The following is a 23,368-nucleotide window of genomic DNA, read 5'->3' as shown; positions in this document are numbered from 1 at the left end:
CTAATCGACGGTGGAGGAAAAATCCCGTGGCAGGTCACCGGAGTTCTGCGGGCCTTTCCACCTCGGAGATCCTGGGCCTCGTGCCGGTCCGCCTGTTCGCGCCCGGCAGCAAGACCGAAAGCCACAAGAAAGCGATCGAGCGGGCCCTCGAGGAATTGCGGAAGACTGGTCTCGCGCGGGTGTTCAAGGACGGGCGCTGCAATCGCTGGACTCTGAAGATCAAAGAGCGGCCGACGGCAGATTGATCCGGGCAAGGTTTGCCAATGCTCTTGGCAAACCCCTCAAAGGCAAATTCAAGTAAAGGAGGTCGAAATGGCCAAGAACAATGGCGGGCGACCGAAGGGCTACTCCGAGGCGCAGCTTCACGAAACGCTTGAGGCGCTGCTTTCGGCGGGGATCGCGGGTGCCGATCTCACCGCGCAACTCGTCAAGCGGGAACTGGTCGATCGCCATGGTGTTTCGTCAAGCGTGGACACGCGGACCCTCGAAAAGGCTATCGCCGATGGTCTCGAGATGCTCAGGATCCGGCGGGAGGACCGATTCATCGCGGAAGTCGATGAGGCGGATGAAAGCCCGCTACGCGAGTTGGCAGCGCATATCAACCGGGCCATCCGCATCACTGTCGGCAAGTCCCGCGCGCGGCATCGGGAGATGTTGAATGCCGAAATCGAAGAGCAGCGAGATCATGTCGCTGAACTTGTCCGGAGCAACGCCGAATTGCACGCGACGGTCAAAGAGCAGGTCGAACGGTTGAGGGCTCTCGAGGAAGAGAAAGCTGCCTGGGAAATCGAGCGCGATACACTGAAGGCAGGTAATCAGGAACTCGACAAGGAGTGTCATGGGCTGCGAGCGCAGTTGGAGCTGCTTGAGCGCATGGGTGTTCGGGGGACGGTGGAAGCGGTCTAGCCGCCCGGGAAAAAACGTCGGAGAAATCACTTCCGCTCAAGCGCAGAGAAAATGGCGCCTGGCTGGATCGTGTTTCTTCAAGGATTTCCCGCCCCGGACTTCAGCACAGCAACGACCTGTGTGGAACCCGCCCCGGAACCCGCTAACTTCGAAGAGACTAGCAATGGCCGCTACCAAACCGTCCCGGACCACTATCAAGAACGCTCTCGTCGCGGCGAATGAGGCCGGTTTCCGGAAAGTCAGCCTTCAGATCACGTTGGACGGCGCTGTCACCTTCGAGTTCGTTGGTGATGTCGAGGTGGCAAGCACACTGCTTGATACCGAAGTCAAGGACGAGCAGGGCCTTGACTGGGAAGACTACGCATGAAGATCAACAAGGACTACCCCGGGCTTTGTCGAGAGAAGACGCCCGCTGGTAAGCTGCGCTGGAGAGTTCGTCCCGACGGAGACAAGAGCAAGAGAATTACGCTTCCAGTCGGTCCGAGCGATCCCGACTTCGAAGCATACTACGACGCGGCTCGGCTCGGCCAGAAGCTGAAGCTTGCAAAGCCGCAACGAGCTATCGCTGGAACGCTCGATCAACTGTGTGACGGCTACCTGGAATGGCTGCGAGGGGAGGTCGAAGCCGGGAAAATGTCTTCGCTCACCTTGGGCAGCCGGACCACTGGTCTGAAAAATGCCTGCGAATGCCGATTGCGCAAGGGCCCCCGCATGGGGGCAATGAAGGCAAACATGCCGAAGGCCGCCTTCGATTACATCCGGGATGCCTTTGGCACGCGAACCGGGGCGGCGGACACTTGCCTGAAAGCTCTGCGCGCTGCCTACACGTGGGGTGAGGAAAATGGTTTCCCGCATGACGGGCAGGTCTACGGTGTGCGGAGCAAGCACAAGTCCAAGGGCGGCGCTCTGAGCTGGACTGACAAGGACGAGCGCAAGTTTCTCGATCGCCATGGCCGCGGGACGATGGCCCGCCGTTGGTTCTTTCTCGCCCGCAACACTGCGGGCCGGATCGGCGATATGCACCTGCTCGGGCCTTGGAACGTGAAGTTCAAGGGGCAAGGCGAATACCTGCATTGGCAACCCTCGAAGGCTGGGTCTCGATTCGTCGAAATTCCCATGGAAGAAGAGCTGATGATCGAGCTCGCGAATGTCTCCGAGGATAGCCCGGCACTTCTGCTGACAGAGCATGGAAAGCCTTTCGCCTCGGCGACGAGCCTCGGGAACAAGGTGCGGAAATGGATCAAGCAAGCGGGGCTGGTTGACGACCAAGGGAAGGTCAATCGTTCGCAGCATGGAATTCGAAAACGTCGTGCCGAGGAGATCGCTGAGAACACTGGGTCGGTCTTCGCCGTGATGGCGGTGCTGTCGCACAGCGACCCGAAGACGGCCCAAGTCTATGTCGACAAATTCGACCGCGCTCAGGCGGCGGAGGAAGCTGCGAAACGAGTTGAAGCAGGCCGTGAAAAAAGGGCCAGTGTCCCACGGCGTGTTTTTCGTGGGACACAGGGCGCCAATGGCCCTGCAAAAACAACTGTTTCAAAGGATGAGTGGCAGCCCGTAGGGGAGTCGAACCCCTCTTTCCAGGTTGAAAACCTGGCGTCCTAACCGATAGACGAACGGGCCGCGCTTGGCGTGCAGCGGTGTTTATGAAATGCCGCGGTGACTCGCAAGAGGTATTTTGCGAATTTTGCGACGAAAATGCCCTCTGCCGTGATTGGGCCTGTTTTTCTTCTGTTTTTAAGAGGTTGAGAGGAGAGAGGCGGGGCCGTCAGGGGCCGGGCCACCTGCCGGGCCACCCGCCGGGCCAGGGGCCGGGGGCGGGGCGCGGCTCAGGCGCGGGCGGCGTCCTCGAGGCGCAGCTGGACCCGGCGGCGGCCACCCCAGCTGTTGATCTCGAGCCGCCCGGCGAGGTGGAAGCGTTGACCGCCATGGCCTTCCAGCAGCGGCCCCAGCGGACCGTCGAAGGCGCCGAAGGAAATCGCCTCGACCTTGGGGCCGATGCCGTCGGAGAAGCTGATCTTGAGGTGGCTCTCGCCGATCCGCTTGGCGAAGCTGATCGCCTGGTCGGCGAAGGCAAAGCGGGGGGCGGCGGCGCCGGCGCCGAAGGGACCGGCGGCCTCGATCTGCTCGATCAGGTCGACTGTCGCCGCGCCGGTCATCAGCAGCCCGTCGAGCCGCAGGTCGGCCGGCCCCGCCGTGCCCGCGCCCTGGCGGGCGAGCAGCGCGCCCAACCGCTCCATCGCCGCCTCGAGCTTGTCCTCGGCAACCGTCAGCCCGGCCGCCATCTTGTGGCCGCCGCCCTTGAGCAGCAGGCCCTCGGCGGCGACCCGCTGGATCGACGCGCCGAGATCGACGCCGGTGATCGAGCGGCCCGAGCCCTTGCCCTCGCCGCCCTCCAGCCCGATCACTACCGCCGGCCGGTTGGTCGCCTCCTTGAGCCGCGAGGCGACGATGCCGACGACGCCGGGATGCCAGCCTTCGCCGGCGGCCCAGACCAGCGGGCCGTCGAGGCCGCGCTCTTCCGCCTGGGCCAGGGCGGCATCGCGCACCCGCATCTCGATCTCGCGCCGCTCGGTGTTGAGCTCGTCCAGCCGGTCGGCCAGCGCCCGCGCCTCCTGCGGGTCCGTGGTCGAGAGCAGCCGCGCGCCGAGATCGGCCTGGCCGATGCGGCCGCCGGCATTGACCCGGGGGCCGAGCAGGAAGCCGAGGTGATAGGGGGCCGGCGCCTCGTTCATGCGCGCCACGTCGGCCAGGGCGACGAGGCCGGGCCGTTCGCGCCGCGCCATCACCTTCAGGCCCTGCCGCACCAGCGCCCGGTTGACCCCGATCAGCGGCGCGACATCGGCGACGGTGGCCAGCGCGACGAGGTCGAGCAGCGCCATCAGGTCCGGCCCCCGGGCGTCCTCGGCCCGCATCAGCCGGTTGACCTCGACCAGCATCAGGAACACCACCGAGGCGGCGCAGAGATGGCCGAGGTCGCCGCTCTCGTCCTGGCGGTTGGGGTTCACCACCGCCAGCGCCGGCGGCAGCGTCTCGCCGCCGAGGTGGTGGTCGAGGACGACGACATCGGCGCCCTTGGCGGCGGCGATCGGCTCGTGGCTCAGCGTGCCGCAATCGACGCAGACGATCAGGTCGTGATCCTTCGCCAGCGCCTGCATCGCCGGGACGTTGGGGCCGTAGCCCTCGTCGATGCGGTCGGGGATGTAGAGCGTGGCGTCGCGGCCCAGTTGCCGCAGCCAGGTCAGCAGCAGGGCAGCCGACGATCCGCCGTCGACGTCGTAATCGGCGAAGACCGCGATCTTCTGCCGCCGCTTGACCGCGTCGAGGAAGCGCGCCGCCGCCTTGTCCATGTCGCGCAGCGATAGCGGATCGGGCAGCAGCTCGCGCAGGGTGGGGGCAAGGAAGGCGGCGGCCTCCTCCGGCGTCACCCCGCGGCGGACCAGCGTGCGGCACAGCGGGGCGGGCAGGCGGGTGGTCTGGGCCATCGCCTCGGCGAGGCGGTCCTCGTCGGCCGAGGGGCCGACCCAGCGCCGGCCGGTGGCCGAGCTTTCGACGCCGAGGAAGGCCGGGGGCAACGCAATATCTGGGGCAAGGCTCATGCGCGCCATACTAGGTGCCGCGAAAGAGATTCGCCACGCTCCATCGCGCCGCGCCCCGGATCAGCGCAGCTTCTGGCCGAGGAAATCCAGGACCGCCAGCGCCAGCGCGGCATGGGCCGCGACCCGGGCCGGGCCGCCCTGCGCGCAGATCGCCGCGTCGGCGCCGCTGTCCTCGAGGATCGCCGCGCCCTTGTCGGTGCAGCGGCTGAAGGCGTCGAAGCGGCTGGCGCCGGTCACCTCGGTGTAGTGCAGGCGCTGGCTCGTCCCCTTCAGCGCCGCGCCGCTCATGCCCTCGGGCCGGGTGTCCGGCCTGCCGAGGTCGATGACCTCGACGGGGACCTGCAGGGCGGCCAGCGAGGCGGGGGTGAAACCGGTGGCATATTCCGGGGCGATGGCGATGGCGGCGGTGATCCGCTTGTCGGCGGCAGGGCGGGAAAGCGGGGCAAGGTCGGCCTGGTGCAGGTCGAACCCCCGGGCCTTGAACCAGCCGCAGTCGATGCCCGTGCCGGCGCTGTCGCAGCTGGCGGCGACGGCCCGCGGATCGAGCCGGGCACCGGCCAGAGACAGCGCCGCCGTGCCGCCGAGGAAGACCCCGACGACGGCGGTCTTGCCGGCGGAGAGATGGGGGCGCAGGAGGGAATTTCGCTGCACCGCGTCCAGTGCCGTGGTCAGATCAGCAGAGCGGCGGGCGATCTCGGCCACCGCCTGCGCCGCCGCCTTCGGCCCCAGCCGCGGACCGTGCTCTGCCACCACGACATAGCCTGCCGCGGCCAGCCGCGCGGCGAGCCAGGCGCCGCTGTCGGCGGCCGAGCGCAGCCCGCCATGGGACAGCAGCACGAGCGGGAAGCGGCCCTTGGCGACCGGGGCGTCCTTGCGCCCTACGGCGCCGGCGAAGACGGCATTGGCGCCGACCTTCACCGCGCTGCCGCCGCTGGCCGCGGGATACCAGATCGTCAGCGAAAGCGTGCGTGCGGGCTTGGCCTCGGTGACCGTCCAGCCGACGACGCCGGGGGCCGGCTGCGCCTGCGCGCCCGCAGGGGCGAGTGCCGAGAGGACGGCGCAGAGCGCCAGCGGCAGAATCGGGAAACGCATCGGGCCTCGCATCGCAGGGATCGCGCCTTGACCTCTCACGACCGTGACCGGTTGCGCAAGGGGCTCGCGGCGCCGTGACCTGCGCGGCGAGGCGGGGCGAGGCGGGAAGGGAAGGGGCGGCGGTGTCGCCGCCCGCCCGGCTCAGTCGTTGATCGGCGTGCGGTAGACCATGCGCCGGACCGAACCGGTCTTCGACCGCATCAGCAGCGTCTCGGTGGTCACCCAGCCCGGCTCGCGCTTCAAGCCGCGGACGATCGAGCCGTCGGTGACGCCGGTGGCGGCGAAGATCACGTCGGCGGTCACCAGTTCGTCGCGGGTATAGACGCGGTCGAAATCGGTGATCCCGGCGCGGGTTGCCCGCGCGCGCTCGTCATCGTTGCGGAACAGCAGCCGGCCGTAGATCTGCCCGCCCATGCATTTCAGCGCCGAGGCCGCCAGCACGCCCTCCGGCGCCCCGCCCGAGCCCATGTACATGTCGATGCCGGTGATCTCGGATTCGGCGCAATGGATGACGCCGGCGACGTCGCCATCGGTGATCAGCCGGATCGCCGCCCCGGTCTCGCGCACCTCGGCGATCATGTCCTGGTGGCGCGGCCGCTCGAGCATGCAGACGGTGATGTCGGAGGCGTCGCAGCCCTTGGCCGCGGCCAGCGCCCGCACCCGCTCGGCCGGGGACATGTCGAGGGTGACGGTATCGGGGGCGTAGCCGGGGCCGATCGCCAGCTTGTCCATGTAGACGTCGGGCGCGTGCAGCATGCTGCCGCGCGGGCCCATCGCGATCACGGTCAGCGCGTTCGGCATGTCCTTGGCGGTCAGCGTGGTGCCTTCCAGCGGGTCGAGCGCGATGTCGACGGCCGGGCCGTTGCCGTTGCCGACCTCCTCGCCGATGAACAGCATCGGCGCCTCGTCGCGCTCGCCCTCGCCGATGACGACGACGCCGGAGATGTCGAGCAGGTTGAGCTGGTCGCGCATGGCATTGACGGCGGCCTGGTCGGCGGCCTTCTCGTCGCCGCGGCCGACCAGCTTGGCCGAGGCCACGGCGGCCGCCTCGGAGACGCGGGCCAGGCCCAGAGACAGCATGCGGTCGTGGAATTGGGTGGCGTCGGCCATGTCGATCGTCCTTCGGGTTCGGATGCGTTGCCCATCTCCTAGCCCGAGCCGGTCGAGGGGGGCAAGCGTGGTGACGCTAACGGGCGGCGGTTGCGCCCGACCGTCAGACTTCCTCGATCCGGATCGCCACCGGAGCGCCCAGCACGACGCCGGTCTCCTCGAAGCGGCGGATGGCATGGGCGATATCGGCGCCGGTGGTGCGATGGGTGACGATCAGGACCGGGGCCGAAGTGTCGGAATGGCCGTATTGCCGCATCCGGTCGATCGAGATACCGGCATCCCCCAGCGCCGTCGCCACCTTGGCCAGCGCGCCGGGTTTGTCGACCAGCGTCATGCGCAGGTAATAGGGGGCGGGGGCGGTGACCAGCGCCGGCACCGCCTCGGCCAGGCTGGCGGCGAGCTGGCCGAAGATCGGCAGGTCGCAGCCGCGGGCGATGTCGATCACGTCGCCCATCACCGCGCTCGCCGTCGGTCCCTCGCCGGCGCCGGCGCCGCGCAGCACGATCTGGCCGACGCTGTCGCCTTCCAGCACCACCATGTTGGTGCCGCCCTGGAGCTGGCCCAGCGGGCTGTCGGCCGGCACCAGGCAGGGCGACATGCGTTGTTCCAGCCCGCGCCCGGTCATCTGCGCCACGCCCAGCAGCTTGATGCGATAGCCCATGTCGGCGGCATGGCGGATATCGTCGATCGAGATCCGCTCGATCCCCTCGAGCTCGACCTTGTCGAAGGCGACGCGGGTGCCGAAGGCGATGGCGGCCAGCAGCGCCAGCTTGTGGCCGGCGTCGATGCCGCCGACATCCAGCGTCGGGTCGGCCTCGAGATAGCCCAGGGCGCGGGCCTCCTCGAACACCGTCTCGTAGGGCAGGCCGGCATCCTCCATCCGGGTCAGGATGTAGTTGCAGGTGCCGTTCATCACCCCCATGACGCGGCGGATCGCGTTGCCCGCCAGCCCCTCGGTCAGGGCCTTGATCACCGGGATGCCGCCGGCGACCGCCGCCTCGAAGCGGATCGAGACGCCCGCCGCCTCGGCCGCCTCGGCCAGTTCCTGGCCGTGCAGCGCCAAGAGCGCCTTGTTGGCGGTGACCACCGGCTTGCCGGCGGCGATGGCGGCCTCGGTCGCGGCCTTGGCCGGGCCGTCGCTGCCGCCCATCAGCTCGACGAAGACGTCGACGTCGTCGCGCTTGGCCAGCGCGACCGGGTCGTCCTCCCAGCCATAGCCCGAGATATCGGCGTCGCGGTTCTTCGACCGGCTGCGCGCCGAGACGGCGCTGATCACCACCGGCCGGCCGCCCCGGCGGGCCAGCATCTCGGCATGGCGCTGGACGATCTTGACGGTCCCGATGCCGACGGTGCCGAGACCGGCAATGCCAAGGCGCAGGGGGTCGGTCATGGGAAAGCTCCGTCGCTCGGGATAGGTTCGGCGACTGTTAGCGCGTTGCGGTGCGGGGTGCAACGCGCCCCGAAGCTCAGCCGCTATGCCGGGCCACGGCCGCCGCCAGCCGGGCGCGGGTGGTCTCGTCGATCACCGGGCCGCGCAGCGCCCGGGCCCGCGCCCGCAGCGCCGCCGCCCGTGCCGTCAACGTCGCCCCGGCTTCGGCCGTCGCGGTGCCGTCGCCGCCGGCGAGCAGCGCGTCCAGCGGCAGCAGCGCCGGGTAGGGCGCGGCGCGTGTCTCGGCGCTGATCGCGGTGTCGAGATCGGGGAACCCGGTGCAGCCGGTGACGGTGCCGACAAGGCAGGCAAGAACGATCAGGCGGCGCATGGATGAGGTCTGCGGCAGGTCCGGTTGAATACGGCGCGACACTAGGCGTCCGGGCCGGCCATCGCAAGCGGCACTTGAAATGAACGAGCGTTCAGATAAAGCTGATGCCATGGCCCGCAAGACAGGTTCCCGCTCCGAGACCACCGGCCCGCGCGTCCGCGAAGCGGCGCTGCGGCTGTTCGCCCGCCACGGCTATGCCGCGGTGTCGATGCGCCAGATCGCGGCCGAGGTCGGGGTCCAGGCCGGGGCGCTCTATCTCTACACGCCGGACAAGCAGAGCCTGCTCTACGAGCTGATGCATGCCCATATGGAAGAGCTGCTCTCGGCCTGGGCCGGGGTCCCGAAGGGCACCGACCCGCGCGCCCGGCTCGACGCCTTCGCCCGGTTCCACATCCGCTTCCATCTCGACCGGCCCGAGGCGGTGTTCATCGCCTATATGGAGCTGCGCAACCTCGAGCCCGGGAATTTCGCCGCCATCGAGGCGCTGCGCCACCGCTACGAGGACGAGCTCGAGGCGATCCTGCGCGCCGGCCAGGAGGATGGCAGCTTCGCGGTGCCCGACACGAGGCTGGCGACGATGGCGCTGATCGCCATGCTCACCGGGGTGACCAACTGGTATCGCGAGGGCGGCCGCCTCGGCCGGGCCGAGGTCGAGCAGATCTACCGCGACATGGCGCTCAAGGCCGTCGGTGCCAACACGGCCTGAACGCCGGCGGGTTTCTTTCCGGATGCAAGTATCCCCGGCGGGTAGGTCCCCAGCGGGAGGGTGCGCCTTGGCGCGAAGAGGGGGCGGACAGCCCCCTCATCCCCGTCACCGGCTCAATGCGCCGGCTTGATGAAGGTGCCGTTGCGCAGCTCGTTGAAGGCCCGGGCCAGCTCGTCGCGCGTGTTCATCACGATCGGGCCGTGCCAGGCGACCGGCTCCTGGATCGGGGCGCCCGAGATCAGCAGGAAGCGCACGCCCTCGGGCCCGGCCTGCACGGTGACCTCGTCACCGGTGCCGAACTGGACCAGGGTCCGGTCGCCCGACATGTCGCGGATATTGACCTCCCGGCCCATCACCTCCTTCTCCAGCAGCACGCCGCGCGGCTGCGAGGCGTCGCGGAAATTGCCCGCGCCCTGGAAGACATAGGCGAAGGCGCGGCGGTAGGTGTCGATCCTGAAGCGTTTGCGCAGGCCGGCGGGGACGAAGATGTCGAGATACTGGGGATCGGCGGCGATGCCGTCGACCGGGCCGGTCTGGCCCCAGAAATTGCCGGTGATCACCTTCACCCGCGTGCCGTCGTCGTCGATCACCTCGGGAATGTCGGTCCCCTTGATGTCCTGGTAGCGCGGCGCGGTCATCTTCAGCTTCGAGGGCAGGTTGGCCCAGAGCTGGAAGCCGTGCATCTGGCCCCGTTCGTTTCCCTTCGGCATCTCCTGGTGCATGATGCCCGAGCCGGCGGTCATCCATTGCACGTCGCCGGCGCCCAGCGTGCCGGCATTGCCGAGGCTGTCGCCATGCTCGACCGTGCCGCTGAGAACGTAGGTGATGGTCTCGATGCCGCGATGCGGGTGCCAGGGAAAGCCGCGCAGGAAATCCTCGGGCCTTTCGTTGCGGAAGTCGTCGAACAGCAGGAACGGGTCCATCTGCTCGGGGTTCTGGAAGCCGAAGGCGCGGTGCAGGTGGACGCCGGCGCCTTCCAGCGTCGGCACGGCACGGGCTTCGTGGCTCACGGGTCTGATCGACATGGGCGGTCTCCTTTGACCGCCAATATGGCGCAGGGGCGAGGGGCCCTCAACGCCGGCCGGCGCGCAATCCCTGTGCGCGAGGGCACAGCGGGCTGTGCGCCGGAGGCGGGACCGCGGCCGGCTCAGGAAGAGGAGAACTTGACGTCGGGCGCCATCCGCGGCCGGGTGACGACGAACTGGGAGAAGGTGCGCGGCGAGATGCCGACATTGAAGGCCGGGGTGTAGGTCAGCGAGGTCTCGACCACGATCTCGGTATCGCCGATGGCCAGCTTGGGCAGGCGCGAGGCATAGTTGTTGATCGTCTGGTTGGTCAGGATCGGCTGGCCGTCGGTGGCGTAGGACCAGCTGACCTTGTAGACCTTGTTGGTGTCGTCCCAATAGATGTCCGAGACCCGGATCCAGCCGCTTTCGCCGGTCGTCTTGGTCTTGTTGAGGAAGTCGTAGACCTTCTTCATCCCCTCGATATCGGCCGGCTTGAGCACATTGACCTGGCGCGAGATCAGGTCGGCGATGGTATAGGCCGACTTGAGGTTGATGGTCTGGGTCAGGAAGGCGTCGAAATAGACGAAGGTGGCGACATAGCCCCACATCAGGAAGGGTAGCACCAGGACGGCCTCGACCAGCACGGTGCCGCGCTCGTCGCGCAGGAAACGGGTGAAGGGGCGGAACAGGAAACGCATCGGTTCAGCTCGGCTCGTTGACGAAGGCGGAGGTGGCGACGAGGTGATAGGCGCCGGTGGCGTCCTTCTTCATCGCCAGCCCTAGGCTGGTCGTCGGGAAGATCGGGTCCATCACCGCGCAGGCGCGCACCAGCATCAGCTGGTCGTCGCCGCCGGCGTTGAAGTTCGGCGGCTTCTGGGTGTTGATGTCCTCGCTGCGGTCGATGCAGGAGGCGCTGGTGTCGATCCCGGTCCAGGTGGTGGTGTCGACCGGGCGCAGCTCGAGCATCACCGAGTTCAGGCAATCGGGGATCAGCGCGGCGCGCTTGCAGATCTCGGCCTTGAGCTTGTCATGGGTCGGGTTGGGGATCTGGCCCAGCCGCAGCTCGCGCACCGCGATGTCGAGCGAGCGGTCGAGCATGACATAGCGAATCTCGAGCATGCCGGCCTCGAAGGCGCCGGTGAAGATCAGCATGATCGCCGGCACCACGAGGACGAATTCCATCGTCGAGGTGCCGTTCTCGTCACGCCAGAGCCGCGTCAGCCGGCGGCCGATCCGGGACAGCAGGGAGCGCGTCATTGGGTCAGCCTCAGCTTGTTGATGGAATTGGCGATCGAGGCGAAGGCGGCGGTGATGTCCAGCCCCTGCACGCTGTAGAAGTAGCCCGGCGCCGTGGCGCAGTCCTTGAGCACCGCCTCGCCGTGGGAATTGGTCTCGAAGCCGATCGAGTAGACGGTGACGTTGTTGGCCTTGGTCGCGGCGCAGATGTCGTGCAGCTGGCTGTCCATGGTGGTCGAGGGATCGAGCCATTTCACCAGCTTGCCCTGCCAAGTGTAGTAGGCGCTGTAGCCGAAGGCGGGATAGATGATGTAGTAGTCGAACCAGTCGATCGACATCGCCTCCCAGACCTCGGGCCAGGTCATCTGCTGCGCCTTGCCCTGGACATTGACCGTGCTGCAATAGGTGCGCCAGCCGCGGCGGTAGCATTGCTGGTAGCTGGCAGTGTCGCCGTAGGGCTCGCTGTGCCACTGGTCGTCGGCGGTCCAGAAATACTCGTTGCGCGAGGAATCGTAGAACGAGTAGTTCGACGAGTCCTTCGAGTTGCTGTAGACCGGCGAGGCGCCCGAGGTGTAGGGCGGCTGCAGTTCCGCGCGCTGGGTGTTCTCGCCGTCGGTCATCACCACCACGACCTTCATCGACTGGCGGTCGGAATAGGCATAGGGCCGGCCGGCGAAGCCCGCGGGCAGGCTGCCCTTGGTGATCAGGTCGGTGACGATCGGCTGGCTGGACGGGTCGAGCAGCGCCGCGCCCCATTTCATGCCGACGTCGATCGAGGTGTTGCCGCCCGGTTGCAGCGCGTCGATCGCCGCCTTGAGCCCGCTGCGGCTGTCCGAGAACGGCACGATGTAGCGGCTGCTTTCCTTCGGGCAGACGCGCTGGCCGTGGCGGTCAATGTCATTGGTCCGGTACCACGGGTCGAAGTTGCCGGCCTGCTGCAGCGACTCGGTGGTCGTCAGAGCGGCGGTCGAGAAATCGGTGCTGTCGAAGTCGATGCAGTAGGAATAGGTGTGGTCCTTGGTGCTGTTGTAATAGTTGAACAGCGTCGGCCCGGCCGTCACCTGGGCGGCATAGGGAATGATCGAGATCGACAGCTTGCCGGGATCGACATTGTCGAACATCGTGTCGATGAATTGCTTGGCCGCCACCTTGAGGTGATCGATCTTGTGGTTCCAGCCCATCGAGCCCGAGACGTCGAGGACCAGCGAGATCTCGACATTGCCGATCGATTCCTTGGCGGTGCTGGCCGCCGGCGCGGTCAGGCTGTCGACCCCGGCCAGCTGCATGAACAGCGACGGGATCTTGGCGCTGGCCGTCGCGGTCACGGTCCGCGCGTTGAGATGCGACGTCGAGGTGACGCCGGTCAGGTACTTGCTCAGCCCGGCCTTGGAGAAATAGTCCCGCACCACGTCATCGGCGCTGAGCGTCTGGTCGAGATTGGCCGCCGCCAGGGTGGCGTTGTCGAGGGTGTTCTGCAGCCGCGAGCGCATCGCCTCGTGGCGCATCATGTCCACCGCCATGCCCGAGACCATCAGCATGAGCACGAAGATGATGAGGCCGAAGATGATCAGCGCGCCGCTCTCGTCCTTGCGGAACCGCGCCGCGCGGGCGCGCAGGCCGTTCAGGCCGCGTTTCGAAGCTGAAGCTCTTGCCTTGGACCACATCGTGCTGTCCTTTCCGGGGCAGGGCGCCCGATCGGCGCCCCGGCCCAAGCAATTCAATTCATCAATCCGGCCGCGCCTGCCGAGGACGCGGAGAGTGCCCGATGTTATCGTCCTTCAACCGGGCATTATTGAGGCGCGCGCTTCCGGGAATCGGGTGGGAATGGGGCAATTTGAAGACGGTTCTGGCCTCTCCTGCCGCATTGTTTCCTGTATGGAAACGTGTTGCCGCTCCCGAAAATGCTATTTCTTACATAGGGTTGCGCGGGGCGGAAATCCGGGGTGGCGCCCAAGAATAGGGGGAGTATACGTGCGGCACGGCGCCGCACAGGCCCGCGTGCGCCGCCAGTGACCGCCAATGACCATGGGAGGGACAGACATGGCAATCAAGGGCGAACCCAGCTTCCGCGACTCCGTCGACATGATGTTCAACCGCGCCGTGACGGCGATGGACCTGTCGCCGGGGCTCGAGCAGAAGATCCGGGTCTGCAACTCGACCTACACCGTGCGCTTCGGCGTGAGGCTGCGCGGCAAGATCGAGACCTTCACCGGCTATCGCTCGGTCCATTCCGAGCATATGGAGCCGGTCAAGGGCGGCATCCGCTTCGCGATGTCGGTCAACCAGGACGAGGTCGAGGCGCTGGCGGCGCTGATGACCTACAAATGCGCGCTGGTCGAGACGCCCTTCGGCGGCTCCAAGGGCGGGCTGTGCATCGACCCGACGCAATACGAGGAATTCGAGCTCGAGCAGATCACCCGGCGCTTCGCCTACGAACTGATCAAGCGCGACCTTATCAACCCGTCGCAGAACGTGCCGGCCCCGGACATGGGCACTTCCGAGCGCGAGATGGCCTGGATCGTCGACCAATACGCGCGGATGAACACCACCGACATCAACGCCCGCGCCTGCGTCACCGGCAAGCCGCTGAACGGCGACGGCATCCAGGGCCGGGTCGAGGCCACCGGCCGCGGCGTGCAATACGCCCTGCGCGAGTTCTTCCGCCATCCCGAGGACATGCGCATCGCCGGCCTGACCGGCGGTCTCGACGGCAAGCGGGTGATCGTCCAGGGCCTCGGCAACGTCGGCTACCATGCCGCCCAGTTCCTCCAGCGCGAGGACGGCTGCCGGGTGATCGCGATCATCGAGCGCGACGGCGGCATCTTCAGCGAGACCGGCCTCGACGTCGACGCGGTGCGCGACTGGATCGCCGGCCATGGCGGCGTCAAGGGCTTCCCCCACGCGACCTATGTCGAGGACGGGGCGACGCTGCTGGAAGAGGATTGCGACATCCTGATCCCGGCGGCGATGGAAGGCGTCATCAACCTGTCCAACGCCCACCGCATCAAGGCGCCGCTGATCGTCGAGGCCGCGAACGGCCCGGTCACCTTCGGCGCCGACGAGATCCTGCGCAAGAAGGGCACCGTGATCATCCCCGACCTCTTCGCCAATGCCGGCGGGGTGACGGTTTCCTATTTCGAATGGGTCAAGAACCTCAGCCATATCCGTTTCGGCCGGCTCCAGCGCCGGCAGGAGGAGACCCGCCACCAGCTGCTGGTCGACGAGCTCGAACGGCTGTCGGCCGATCGCGGCCTGGGCTGGTCGCTGTCGCCGGGTTTCAAGGAGAAATACCTGCGCGGCGCCGACGAGCTGGAACTGGTGCGCTCGGGCCTCGACGACACGATGCGCGGCGCCTACCAGTCGATGCGCGAGCTGTGGCATGGCCGGCCCGACATCGACGACCTGCGCGTCGCCGCCTTCGTCACCGCCATCGACCGGGTGGCGCGGGCCTACCGCTCGAAAGGGCTCTGAGGCGCGCAGCTTTCCGGAGCGCCCGGCGCAGCAAAGACCGCCCGTCCCGGCCCCCGGGGCGGGCGCAGTCATTTCGCGTCATGCGGGTGACGCGGCGGCAATTGCCGCGCAAATGCCAGATTTCAGACGAAATTACGTCCAAGCCTTGTGGCGATTTGGTGGAGTTCCGGTGTTCGGAACCGGCCAACAATACGACAGGAGTGCCTCATGAAGCGGAAGGCGTGTGTCGCGCTTGGTAATAGGTTTCGTGGGTTTCTCGAACGACAAGACGGATCGTCCACCATCGAGGTGGTGCTGTGGCTGCCGCTGTTCGTCTTCTTCATCGCCCTGATGATCGACACCGCGCTGGTCTTCGGCGCCCAGGCCCGCGTGCTGCGCGTGGTGCAGGACGCCAATCGCTCGTTCTCGGTCGGCCATGTCCGCACCACCACGGCCACCGAACAGATGATCACCTCCGGCATCGCCGATATCGCGCCGGACGCGACCGTGACCACCAGCGTCACCAACGGCGTCATCAAGAGCACCGTGAAAATCCCGCTCTACGATCTGACGGCGACCGGTTTCGTTTCGGCCTTCAACGGGATCGACCTGAGCGTCAGCGCCCAGCACATGGCGGAGAACTGACATGGCGTTTCCCAAAGCGAGACGGGCAAGCGCGCGCAGCCGCCGCCGGACAGCGGAGGGAGATAGCCTCGAAAAGCAGGGCTGGCTGCGCCGCGAGGACGGCGCGATGACCGCCTTCGGGCTGCTGGGCTTCATCGCGGTGCTGATGGTGGGCGGCTACGCGATAGATGTCGGCAACGCCGTCACCGCGAGGACCCAGCTCCAAGCGGCGACCGATTCGGCCGCCCATGCCGCCCTCATGACCCGCGAATTCCACAGCGAGGCCGATTCCAAGCAGGCCGGCGTGACGATCGCCGAGGACAACATGCCGCCCTCGGTCTTCGGTTATGTCATCGACCCGTCCGACATCACCTTCGGCAAATGGGACCTCAACAGCGAAACCTTCACCCCGGTCGCCGGCTCGACCGAGGCGGTGCGGGTGATCGCCCATCGCAACGAGACCCGCGCCAACGCGGTGCGCACCTATCTGCTGGGTCTGGTCGGGCTGAAGGACTGGAACCTCATCACCGGTTCGATCTACCGCACCTACTACCCGACCTGCCTGATGGAGGGCTTCGTCGCCGAGGGCGTGGTCGACGTGCAGAGCAACAACACCTACCAGAACGGCTTCTGCATCCACTCCAACACCTATGTCTCGATCAACAGCAACAACACCTTCGAGCCGGGCACCGTGGTCTCGATGCCCGATCTGAGCCTGCTCGACCTGCCCAATTCCGGCTTCAAGACGAATGACGGCCTGCAGGACGCTCTGCGCCAGGGCTCGTGGAACATCCGCATCCTGAGCCGGATCCAGGGCATCATCGACGGGCTCAAGAGCTTCGATCCGCATTACAGCCGCGACTACATCAGCTCGAACAGCATCGTGACGCTGACCGGCAAGAAGGTGACCCAGGCCGACCTGGTGCCCGGCCATATCCACGTCGCCACCTGCGGCAGCGGCGGCGGCCACCTGACGATCGACAACAATGTCGACATGGGCGACGTGGTGCTGCTGACCGATTGCAAGATCCAGTTCAACCAGGGCGTCGTGGTTCATGACGCGGTGATCGCCACCACCAGCACCTCGGCCAAGTCGATGGTCGCCTCCTCGGGTCTGCAGGTCGGGCTGAACGACAATTGCGCCCCCGGCGGCGGTGCCCAGCTGCTGACCCTGGGCAGCATGGATTTCCCGTCGGACCTGAAGATCTACGGCAGCCAGCTTCTGGCCCAGTACGACGTCTCCTTCTCGGCCAATGCCAACGGCATCCAGGGGGCCGCGATCGTCGCCGGTGGCGAGATCTCGGGCACCAGCAACATGGACATGGGTTTCTGCGGCACCGGGATGGAGCACAATTTCGAGGCGGCTTACTTCAAGCTCGCCCTCTGACACAGGTTTTCCCTCGAGCAGTCGTTATCGAGTACGGGGCCCGGCATCGTCCGGGCCCCTTTGCATTCGCCCGCCTTGCCCGCTGGCGACATTTTGTGTCGCCCGGGGCAAAGGTTCTGAATGCAGCCCATTGAAAATGCCCGCCGAACCCGGTTCACTCACACCGGAAACAGGGAGAGCGGTCGGATGGGCTATTCGGGCTTTCGCGTCATCAGCGAGGGGCTTTTCGGCAACAAGGGCTGGCGTCCGGCCTGGCGCGATCCGGCGCCGAAGAAGGAATACGACGTCGTCATCATCGGCGGCGGCGGCCACGGGCTTTCCACCGCCTATTACCTGGCCAAGAACCACGGCATCACCAATGTCGCGGTGCTGGAGAAGGGCTATCTCGGCGGCGGCAATGTCGGCCGCAACACCACCATCGTCCGCGCCAACTACTTCCTGCCCGGCAATTCCGAGTTCTACTCGCATTCGCTCAAGCTCTGGGAAGGGCTCGAGCAGGAGTTGAACTACAACGTGATGCATTCGCAGCGCGGGCTGATCAACCTGTTCCACTCGGACGGCCAGCGCGACGCCTTCGCAAGGCGCGGCAATTCGATGGTCAACCAGGGCGACGACGCGGTGCTGCTCGACCGCGAGGGGGCGCGCCGGATGCTGCCCTATCTCGATTTCGACAACCCGCGCTTCCCGGTCTATGGCGGGCTCTACCACCCGCGCGGCGGCACGGCGCGGCACGACGCCGTCGCCTGGGGCTATGCCCGCGGCGCCGACCGGCGCGGGGTCGACCTGATCCAGAATTGCGAGGTGACGGGGATCGACGTCGAGAACGGCCGTGTCACCGGCGTCCAGACCACGCGCGGCGCGATCAAGGCCAAGAAGGTCGGCATGATCGTCGCCGGCCGCTCGGGCCAGGTGGCGGCAATGGCCGGGATGCGGCTGCCGGTCGAGAGCCACATCCTGCAGGCCTTCGTCACCGAGGGGCTCAAGCCCTGCATCGACCACGTCGTCAGCTTCGGCATGGGCCATTTCTACATCAGCCAGTCCGACAAGGGCGGCCTCGTCTTCGGCGGCGATCTCGATTTCTACGCCTCCTACGCCCAACGCGGCAACCTGCCGATGATGGAGCACGTGATGGAGGCCGGCATGGCGCTGATGCCGATGATCGGCCGGGCCAAGGTGCTGCGCAGCTGGGGCGGGATCATGGACATGACGCCCGACGGCAGCCCGATCATCGACAAGACCCATATCGACGGGCTGTTCGTCGATTGCGGCTGGAACTACGGCGGCTTCAAGGCGGTGCCGGCCTCGGGCTGGTGCATGGCCCACCTGATGGCGACGGGCGAGAGCCACGAGGTCGCCCACCGCTTCCGCCTCGACCGCTTCGCCACCGGCCATCTTCTCGACGAAGAAGGCACCGGCAGCCAGCACAACCTGCATTGAGGGGAGACGGCGATGGGGGATTCAGCCGAAACGAAAAGGAGCTACCGCCAAGAGCTGCTTGATGCGTTTGGCATCAGTTACGATGTCACCCATGCATCCAATCCTGAAGCCACTGTCGTGTATGGCCGTTTGCTGTCACCCGATCAGCTAAAGATAGATGTCGACCAAGGAGAAGTTAAGATCTCTCTTGCTGCGTACGCCGATCATCACGGCAATGACGTTTGCTTGACCATACCCGTCGCAGGTCTCCGTCTCCTACTACATGAGTACGAGCGCGAAGAACTTCGCGCAAGTTTCCCCGATGAAGTCTGACGCGGCATTTTTCGTACGGAGTGAATGATCTAATGCGTATCACCTGCCCGCTCTGTGGCGAACGCGACCGGCGCGAGTTCTACTATTACGGCGCCGAGGATTACCTGGACCGGCCCGCCGAGGATGCCGAGCCGGAGGCCTGGGACGCCTATCTCCACCTGCGCGACAACCCCGCCGGCGTGACCCGCGACCTGTGGTATCACGAGGGCGGCTGCTCGGCCTGGCTAGTGGTCGAGCGCAATACCGTCAGCCACGAGGTGATCTCGACCAGGCTGGTCGATCCGGGCGCGCCGCCGCCGCGCCGGCGCGCCTCCCGGTCCAAGAGCGGGGAGGCCAAGGCATGAGGATCGACGGCAAGGGCCTGATCGACCGCGCGGCGCCGCTGCGCTTCAGCTTCGACGGCAAGGACTACAGCGGCTACAAGGGCGACACGCTGGCCTCGGCGCTGCTGGCCAACGGGGTCAGGCTGGTCGGCCGCAGCTTCAAGTATCACCGCCCGCGCGGGGTGATGACGGCGGGCTCGGAAGAGCCCAACGCGCTGGTCGAGGTCTTCGACGGCCATGGCCCGCAGAAGACGCCGAACGTCCGCGCCACGGTGCAGGAGCTCTATGACGGGCTGCGAGCGAAGAGCCAGAACCGCTGGCCGACGCTCGACCGCGACCTGCTGGCGATCAACGACCTGTTCTCGCCCTTCCTCGGGGCGGGGTTCTACTACAAGACCTTCATGTGGCCGCGCGCCTTCTGGGAGCGGCTCTACGAGCCGGTGATCCGCCGTGCCGCCGGGCTGGGGGCGCTGTCGGGCCTGCCGGATGCGGGCAATTCCGAGAAGGCCTATGCCTTCTGCGACCTGCTGGTGATCGGCTCGGGCCCGGCCGGGCTGATGGCGGCGCTGACCGCCGCCCATGCCGGCGCCGACGTCATCCTCGCCGAGGAGGATGCCCGGATGGGCGGCCGGCTGCTGGCCGAGAGCCACGAGGTCGGCGGCAAGGCGGCGCAGGTCTGGGCCGAGGAGGTGATCGCCGAGCTGGCCGCGCTGCCCAATGTCCGGCTGATGACCCGGACCAGCGTCACCGGTGCCTACGACCAGGGCACCTATGGCGCCTTGGAGCGGGTGTCGCTGCACCTCGCCGACCCGGCGGGGCGGCCGCGCGAATGCTTCTGGCGGATCGCCGCGAAGCAGGCGGTGCTGGCCGCCGGGGCGCTGGAACGGCCGATCGCCTTCCCCAATAACGACCGGCCCGGCATCATGCTGGCCTCGGCCGTGCGCAGCTACCTCAACCGTTGGGGCGTCGCACCCGGCCGCCGCGTCGCCGTCTTCGCCAATAACGACGACGCCCGCCGCACCGCCGAGGACCTCGCCGCCGCCGGGGTCGAGATCGCCGCGGTCATCGACCCGCGCCCGGATTCCACCGCGCTGGGCAGCGCCCCGCTCTATCGCGGGGCCGAGGTGGTGGCGACCGAGGGGCGCCACGGCGTCAGCAAGATCAGCTTCCGCCACGAGGGTACGCTGCACGAGGTCTCGGTCGACCTGCTGGCGGTGTCGGGCGGCTGGAACCCGACCGTGCACCTGACCTGCCACACCGGCAGCCGCCCGGTCTGGAACCCCGACATCGCCGCCTTCGTGCCGGCCGGGAACGCGGTGCCGGGGCTGACGCCCTGCGGCGCCGCCGCCGGGGTGCTGTCCACCGCCGGCTGCCTCGCCGATGGTCAGCGCGGCGCCGAAACGGCGCTCGCGGCGCTGGGCCGCAAGCCGAAGCCGATCGCGCTGCCCGTGGCCGAGGACGGGGCGACCGCCGTCTCGGCGCTGTGGACCGTCGAGGGCAAGGGCCGGGCCTGGCTCGACTTTGCCAACGACGTCACCACCAAGGACGTGAAGCTGGCCGCGCGCGAGAATTTCGCCAGCGTCGAGCACATGAAGCGCTACACGACGCAGGGGATGGCGCCGGACCAGGGCAAGAACTCGAATGTCGGCGCGCTGGCGGTGCTAGCCGATGCCACCGGCCGCGGCATTCCCGACACCGGCACCACCACCTTCCGGCCGCCCTACACCCCTGTCTCGATCGCCGCGATGGGCGCGGGCGGGCGCGGCAAGGGCTTCGCCCCGGAACGCTTCACCACCTCGCACGATGCCTCGGTCCAGCGCGGCGCGCCGATGATCGAGGCCGGGCTGTGGTATCGCCCGTCCTACTTCCCGCGCCCGGGCGAGGGCCACTGGCGCCAGTCCTGCGACCGCGAGGTCGGTTACGTGCGCAACACCGTCGGCATCTGCGATGTCTCGACGCTGGGCAAGATCGACATCCAGGGCAAGGATGCCGGCGCCTTCCTCGACCGCGTCTACACCAACATGTTCTCGACCCTGAAGGTCGGCCGCGTCCGCTATGGCCTGATGCTGCGCGAGGACGGGCACGTGATGGATGACGGCACCACGGCGCGGCTGGGCGAGGACCATTACCTGATGACCACCACCACCGCCGCGGCGGGGCCGGTGATGCGCCATCTCGACTTCGTCCGCCAGGCCTTCTGCCGCGACATGGACGTCCGCTTCGTCTCGGTCACCGAGCAATGGGCGCAGTTCGCGGTCGCCGGTCCGCGCTCGCGCGAGCTGCTCAACACCCTGCTCGACGCCCCGATCGACGGCGAGGCCTTCCCCTTCATGGCCTGCGGCGCGGTGTCGATCGAGGGCGTGCAAGGGCGGCTGTTCCGGATCTCCTTCTCGGGCGAGCATGCCTACGAGATCGCGGTGCCGGCGCGCTATGGCGACTCGCTGTTCCGCGACCTGGTGGCGCGGGCGGAGAGCCTCGGCGGCGGCGCCTACGGCATGGAGGCGCTGAACGTGCTGCGGATCGAGAAGGGGCTCTTGACCCATGCCGAGATCCACGGCCGGGTGACGGCGGGCGATGTCGGCATGGCGCGGATGATCAGCGCCAAGAAGGACTGCATCGGCAAGGCGGCGGCCAAGCGCCCCGGCCTCGGCGGCAACTTCCGCGAGGAGCTGGTCGGGCTCAAGCCGGTCGAGCCGAAGCGCGAGATCGGCGCCGGCGCCCACCTGTTCACCCCGGGCGAGGAGGTCACGCGCCAGAACGACGAGGGCTACGTCACCTCGGCCTGCTGGTCGCCGACGCTCGACACCCATCTCGGCCTCGCCTTCCTGCGCAACGGTCGCAACCGGCATGGCGAGATGGTGCGCATGGTCGACCACATGCGCGGCACCGACATCCTGTGCGAAGTGACCGACCCGGTCTTCCTCGATCCCCATGGAGAACGCGCCCGTGCCTAGCTTGATCGCGAAACCGGCCCTCGAGGGGCTCGTGCCCGTCAGCCATGGCGGGCTGACCCTGTCCGACGCCGCGCCGTCCCGCATCACCTCCGTCGCGCCCTTCTCCGGGCAGGAAAAGGCGGTGACGGCGGCGCTGAAGAAAGCCTGCAAGCTGGGTTTCCCGGCGCCGAACCAGGTGCTGGGCGCGGGCGGTGCCCGGATCGTCTGGACCGGGCAGGGCCAGGCCTTCCTGCTCGACACCGACCCGACCCCGCTCGAGGGGCTGGCGGCGCTGACCGATCAGAGCGACGGCTGGGCGACGCTGCGGCTGGAGGGCCGCGGCGCCGAGGAGGTGCTGGCCCGGCTGGTGCCGATCGACCTGCGGCCGACAGTCTTCGCCAAGGGCCACGCGGCGCGGACCCTGCTGGGGCACATGATGGCCGTGATCCTGCGCGCCGATGACGGGGCGCTGGAGGTGATGGTGTTCCGCTCGATGGCGCGGACCGCGGTGCACGAGATCGAGGTCGCGATGAAGGCGGTCGCGGCGCGGGGGTAGGGGGGCGCTACCGCGCTCTTGCTGTGCCGAGGCTTGAGCAAGGGCGCGCGCCAACCATCCGTCTCGCCCGGCGTCTTCGCCGGGCGGCGCCCGAGCCGCCCCCGTCACGCCGAAGGCGTGCCCTCAGCAAAACCGCGGGCGCTGGTGGCGATGAAACTGCGGAATGCCCGCGGCTGAGGCTTTGGGGGCGGCGCACTCCGTGCAAGCCCCCCCCGGACAGGCCGGGCGGTGCCCCCTATCCATGAGACTATCGTCGCCGCCCGCTTCGGCGGAGAAGCTCACTCCCGCCCGCTCACCCGCTCCAGCGTCACTGCCAGGTCGCCATAGCCGGTGAAGCGCCGCTCGTAGCTCAGCCCGAGCCGCCCGGCCGCCTCGCGCGCCTTGGCGTCCAGCGCCGGGTCGTCGGTCTGGGCCTGGTAGATCAGCCGCTCGTAATTGCCGAACAGCATGTCGCGCAGCTCGGGGTGGCGGTCCAGCCCCATCGGCCGCCAGACGAAGGCGTCGAACTGGCGGACCAGGAAATCGGTCAGGTAGAAGGCGGTGATCTCGTCCCCGGCACGCTCGGCAAAGGCGGTATTGCCTTCGAAAAACGAATAGCAATGCGGGCCCTCGACCATCTCGACACCCAGTTCCTTGCACTTTTCCAACAAAAGCCCGCCGGTGCCGCAATCGGCGTAGACGACGAAGATCGTCTCGTACTCGCCCCGATGCTCGACCACCGCCGCTTCCACCGCGGCCGGGATCCGGTCGGGCCAGAGATGCAGGTTGGCCGGCAGGCATTGCAGGTCCATGTGGTCCCAGCCATTCGCCCGCTTGAGTGCCAGGATCTCATGCGCCAGCGCCCCGCAGGCGATCAGCAGGATGCGGCCCTGCTGCGCCGGCGCGAGGCCGGTTTCGGTCAATGTCCGGTCGTCGGGGATCATGAGCGTC

Annotated in this window: 22 protein-coding genes, 1 tRNA gene and 1 pseudogene; 13 read left to right on the top strand and 11 right to left on the bottom strand. The window is 67.6% G+C overall.

The window, feature by feature from the left end; translation table 11 throughout:
• The 4 genes and pseudogenes from ACFOES_RS09795 to ACFOES_RS09780 all read left to right on the top strand — a co-directional run.
• A partial coding sequence (locus ACFOES_RS09795; RefSeq protein WP_377833086.1) for a hypothetical protein occupies nt 1-245 on the top strand: 245 nt, incomplete at its 5' end.
• Nucleotides 246-312: 67 nt separating this feature from the next.
• Nucleotides 313-906 (top strand): hypothetical protein, encoded by a 594-nt coding sequence (locus tag ACFOES_RS09790; RefSeq protein WP_377833085.1) that lies wholly within the window; start codon nt 313-315, stop codon nt 904-906.
• A 163-nt stretch (nt 907-1,069) separates the two neighbouring features.
• The gene (locus ACFOES_RS09785; RefSeq protein ID WP_377833084.1) at nt 1,070-1,273 is read left to right on the top strand and encodes a hypothetical protein; all 204 of its coding nucleotides are present in this window, start codon (nt 1,070-1,072) and stop codon (nt 1,271-1,273) included.
• Nucleotides 1,270-2,256 (top strand): annotated as a pseudogene (locus tag ACFOES_RS09780) (tyrosine-type recombinase/integrase); the annotation flags it as partial. The gene ACFOES_RS09785 and the pseudogene ACFOES_RS09780, both read left to right, overlap by 4 nt.
• A 198-nt stretch (nt 2,257-2,454) precedes the next feature.
• Here the strand turns inward: ACFOES_RS09780 and ACFOES_RS09775 are convergent.
• From ACFOES_RS09775 to ACFOES_RS09750, 6 genes are all read right to left on the bottom strand, one after another.
• Nucleotides 2,455-2,529: transfer RNA gene (locus ACFOES_RS09775), tRNA-Glu, on the bottom strand.
• A 206-nt stretch (nt 2,530-2,735) separates the two neighbouring features.
• Nucleotides 2,736-4,505 carry a single-stranded-DNA-specific exonuclease RecJ gene (gene recJ, locus ACFOES_RS09770; protein ID WP_377833083.1) on the bottom strand — a complete coding sequence of 590 codons (1,770 nt, stop codon included), beginning with the start codon at nt 4,503-4,505 and terminating at the stop codon, nt 2,736-2,738.
• Nucleotides 4,506-4,565: 60 nt separating this feature from the next.
• Nucleotides 4,566-5,597: an alpha/beta hydrolase family protein gene (locus ACFOES_RS09765; protein ID WP_377833082.1), complete on the bottom strand. Its 1,032-nt coding sequence runs from the start codon at nt 5,595-5,597 to the stop codon at nt 4,566-4,568.
• A 141-nt stretch (nt 5,598-5,738) separates the two neighbouring features.
• Nucleotides 5,739-6,707, bottom strand: a complete 969-nt coding sequence (glpX, locus tag ACFOES_RS09760; RefSeq protein WP_377833081.1) for a class II fructose-bisphosphatase — start codon at nt 6,705-6,707, stop codon at nt 5,739-5,741.
• Between the two features lie 103 nt (nt 6,708-6,810).
• Nucleotides 6,811-8,097: a homoserine dehydrogenase gene (locus ACFOES_RS09755; protein ID WP_377833080.1), complete on the bottom strand. Its 1,287-nt coding sequence runs from the start codon at nt 8,095-8,097 to the stop codon at nt 6,811-6,813.
• A 76-nt stretch (nt 8,098-8,173) separates the two neighbouring features.
• A complete protein-coding gene (locus ACFOES_RS09750) occupies nt 8,174-8,467 on the bottom strand; it encodes a hypothetical protein (RefSeq protein ID WP_377833079.1) in 294 nt (97 codons plus the stop codon).
• A gap of 109 nt (nt 8,468-8,576) precedes the next feature.
• On the opposite strand from ACFOES_RS09750, the gene ACFOES_RS09745 reads away from it, so the two are divergent.
• A complete protein-coding gene (locus tag ACFOES_RS09745) occupies nt 8,577-9,173 on the top strand; it encodes a TetR/AcrR family transcriptional regulator (protein ID WP_377833078.1) in 597 nt (198 codons plus the stop codon).
• Between the two features lie 113 nt (nt 9,174-9,286).
• Here the strand turns inward: ACFOES_RS09745 and ACFOES_RS09740 are convergent, their stop codons facing one another.
• From ACFOES_RS09740 to ACFOES_RS09725, 4 genes are all read right to left on the bottom strand, one after another.
• Nucleotides 9,287-10,198, bottom strand: a complete 912-nt coding sequence (locus ACFOES_RS09740; RefSeq protein WP_377833077.1) for a pirin family protein — start codon at nt 10,196-10,198, stop codon at nt 9,287-9,289.
• 122 nt (nt 10,199-10,320) lie between these two features.
• Complete coding sequence (locus ACFOES_RS09735) at nt 10,321-10,878, bottom strand: TadE/TadG family type IV pilus assembly protein (RefSeq protein WP_377833076.1); 558 nt, start codon at nt 10,876-10,878, stop codon at nt 10,321-10,323.
• A 4-nt stretch (nt 10,879-10,882) separates the two neighbouring features.
• Nucleotides 10,883-11,437, bottom strand: coding sequence for a TadE/TadG family type IV pilus assembly protein (locus ACFOES_RS09730; protein ID WP_377833075.1), 555 nt, complete (start codon nt 11,435-11,437; stop codon nt 10,883-10,885).
• Entirely contained in the window at nt 11,434-13,080 is a 1,647-nt protein-coding gene (locus tag ACFOES_RS09725; RefSeq protein WP_377833074.1) for a pilus assembly protein TadG-related protein, read from the bottom strand. The genes ACFOES_RS09730 and ACFOES_RS09725 overlap by 4 nt, the downstream gene beginning before the upstream one ends.
• Before the next feature lie 376 nt (nt 13,081-13,456).
• Between ACFOES_RS09725 and ACFOES_RS09720 the strand changes: the two genes are divergently transcribed.
• The 8 genes from ACFOES_RS09720 to ACFOES_RS09685 all read left to right on the top strand — a co-directional run bounded on the left by ACFOES_RS09720 (nt 13,457) and on the right by ACFOES_RS09685 (nt 22,438).
• The gene (locus tag ACFOES_RS09720; protein ID WP_377833073.1) at nt 13,457-14,887 is read left to right on the top strand and encodes a Glu/Leu/Phe/Val family dehydrogenase; all 1,431 of its coding nucleotides are present in this window, start codon (nt 13,457-13,459) and stop codon (nt 14,885-14,887) included.
• Nucleotides 14,888-15,094: 207 nt separating this feature from the next.
• Nucleotides 15,095-15,511, top strand: coding sequence for a TadE/TadG family type IV pilus assembly protein (locus ACFOES_RS09715; protein ID WP_377833072.1), 417 nt, complete (start codon nt 15,095-15,097; stop codon nt 15,509-15,511).
• A gap of 106 nt (nt 15,512-15,617) precedes the next feature.
• Complete coding sequence (locus tag ACFOES_RS09710) at nt 15,618-16,877, top strand: pilus assembly protein TadG-related protein (protein WP_377833071.1); 1,260 nt, start codon at nt 15,618-15,620, stop codon at nt 16,875-16,877.
• A gap of 186 nt (nt 16,878-17,063) precedes the next feature.
• On the top strand, nt 17,064-18,314 hold the full coding sequence (locus tag ACFOES_RS09705) for a sarcosine oxidase subunit beta family protein (protein WP_377833070.1): 1,251 nt from the start codon (nt 17,064-17,066) through the stop codon (nt 18,312-18,314).
• A 12-nt stretch (nt 18,315-18,326) separates the two neighbouring features.
• Nucleotides 18,327-18,626, top strand: a complete 300-nt coding sequence (locus ACFOES_RS09700) for a hypothetical protein (protein WP_377833069.1) — start codon at nt 18,327-18,329, stop codon at nt 18,624-18,626.
• Between the two features lie 32 nt (nt 18,627-18,658).
• Nucleotides 18,659-18,970, top strand: a complete 312-nt coding sequence (locus ACFOES_RS09695; protein WP_377833068.1) for a sarcosine oxidase subunit delta — start codon at nt 18,659-18,661, stop codon at nt 18,968-18,970.
• The gene (locus ACFOES_RS09690) at nt 18,967-21,903 is read left to right on the top strand and encodes a sarcosine oxidase subunit alpha family protein (RefSeq protein WP_377833067.1); all 2,937 of its coding nucleotides are present in this window, start codon (nt 18,967-18,969) and stop codon (nt 21,901-21,903) included. Before ACFOES_RS09695 ends, ACFOES_RS09690 begins: the two co-directional genes overlap by 4 nt.
• On the top strand, nt 21,896-22,438 hold the full coding sequence (locus tag ACFOES_RS09685) for a sarcosine oxidase subunit gamma (RefSeq protein ID WP_377833066.1): 543 nt from the start codon (nt 21,896-21,898) through the stop codon (nt 22,436-22,438). Before ACFOES_RS09690 ends, ACFOES_RS09685 begins: the two co-directional genes overlap by 8 nt.
• A 278-nt stretch (nt 22,439-22,716) precedes the next feature.
• Here ACFOES_RS09685 and ACFOES_RS09680 read toward each other — a convergent pair whose 3' ends face one another.
• Nucleotides 22,717-23,361 carry a DUF1638 domain-containing protein gene (locus ACFOES_RS09680; RefSeq protein ID WP_377833065.1) on the bottom strand — a complete coding sequence of 215 codons (645 nt, stop codon included), beginning with the start codon at nt 23,359-23,361 and terminating at the stop codon, nt 22,717-22,719.
• Nucleotides 23,362-23,368 lie beyond the last annotated feature (7 nt).

This window comes from Acidimangrovimonas pyrenivorans (assembly GCF_042643245.1).
In the GTDB taxonomy this organism is placed as follows: domain Bacteria; phylum Pseudomonadota; class Alphaproteobacteria; order Rhodobacterales; family Rhodobacteraceae; genus Acidimangrovimonas; species Acidimangrovimonas pyrenivorans.
Note: the sequence above shows the minus strand (reverse complement) of the source record. Positions and strands in the feature narration are given on the sequence as shown.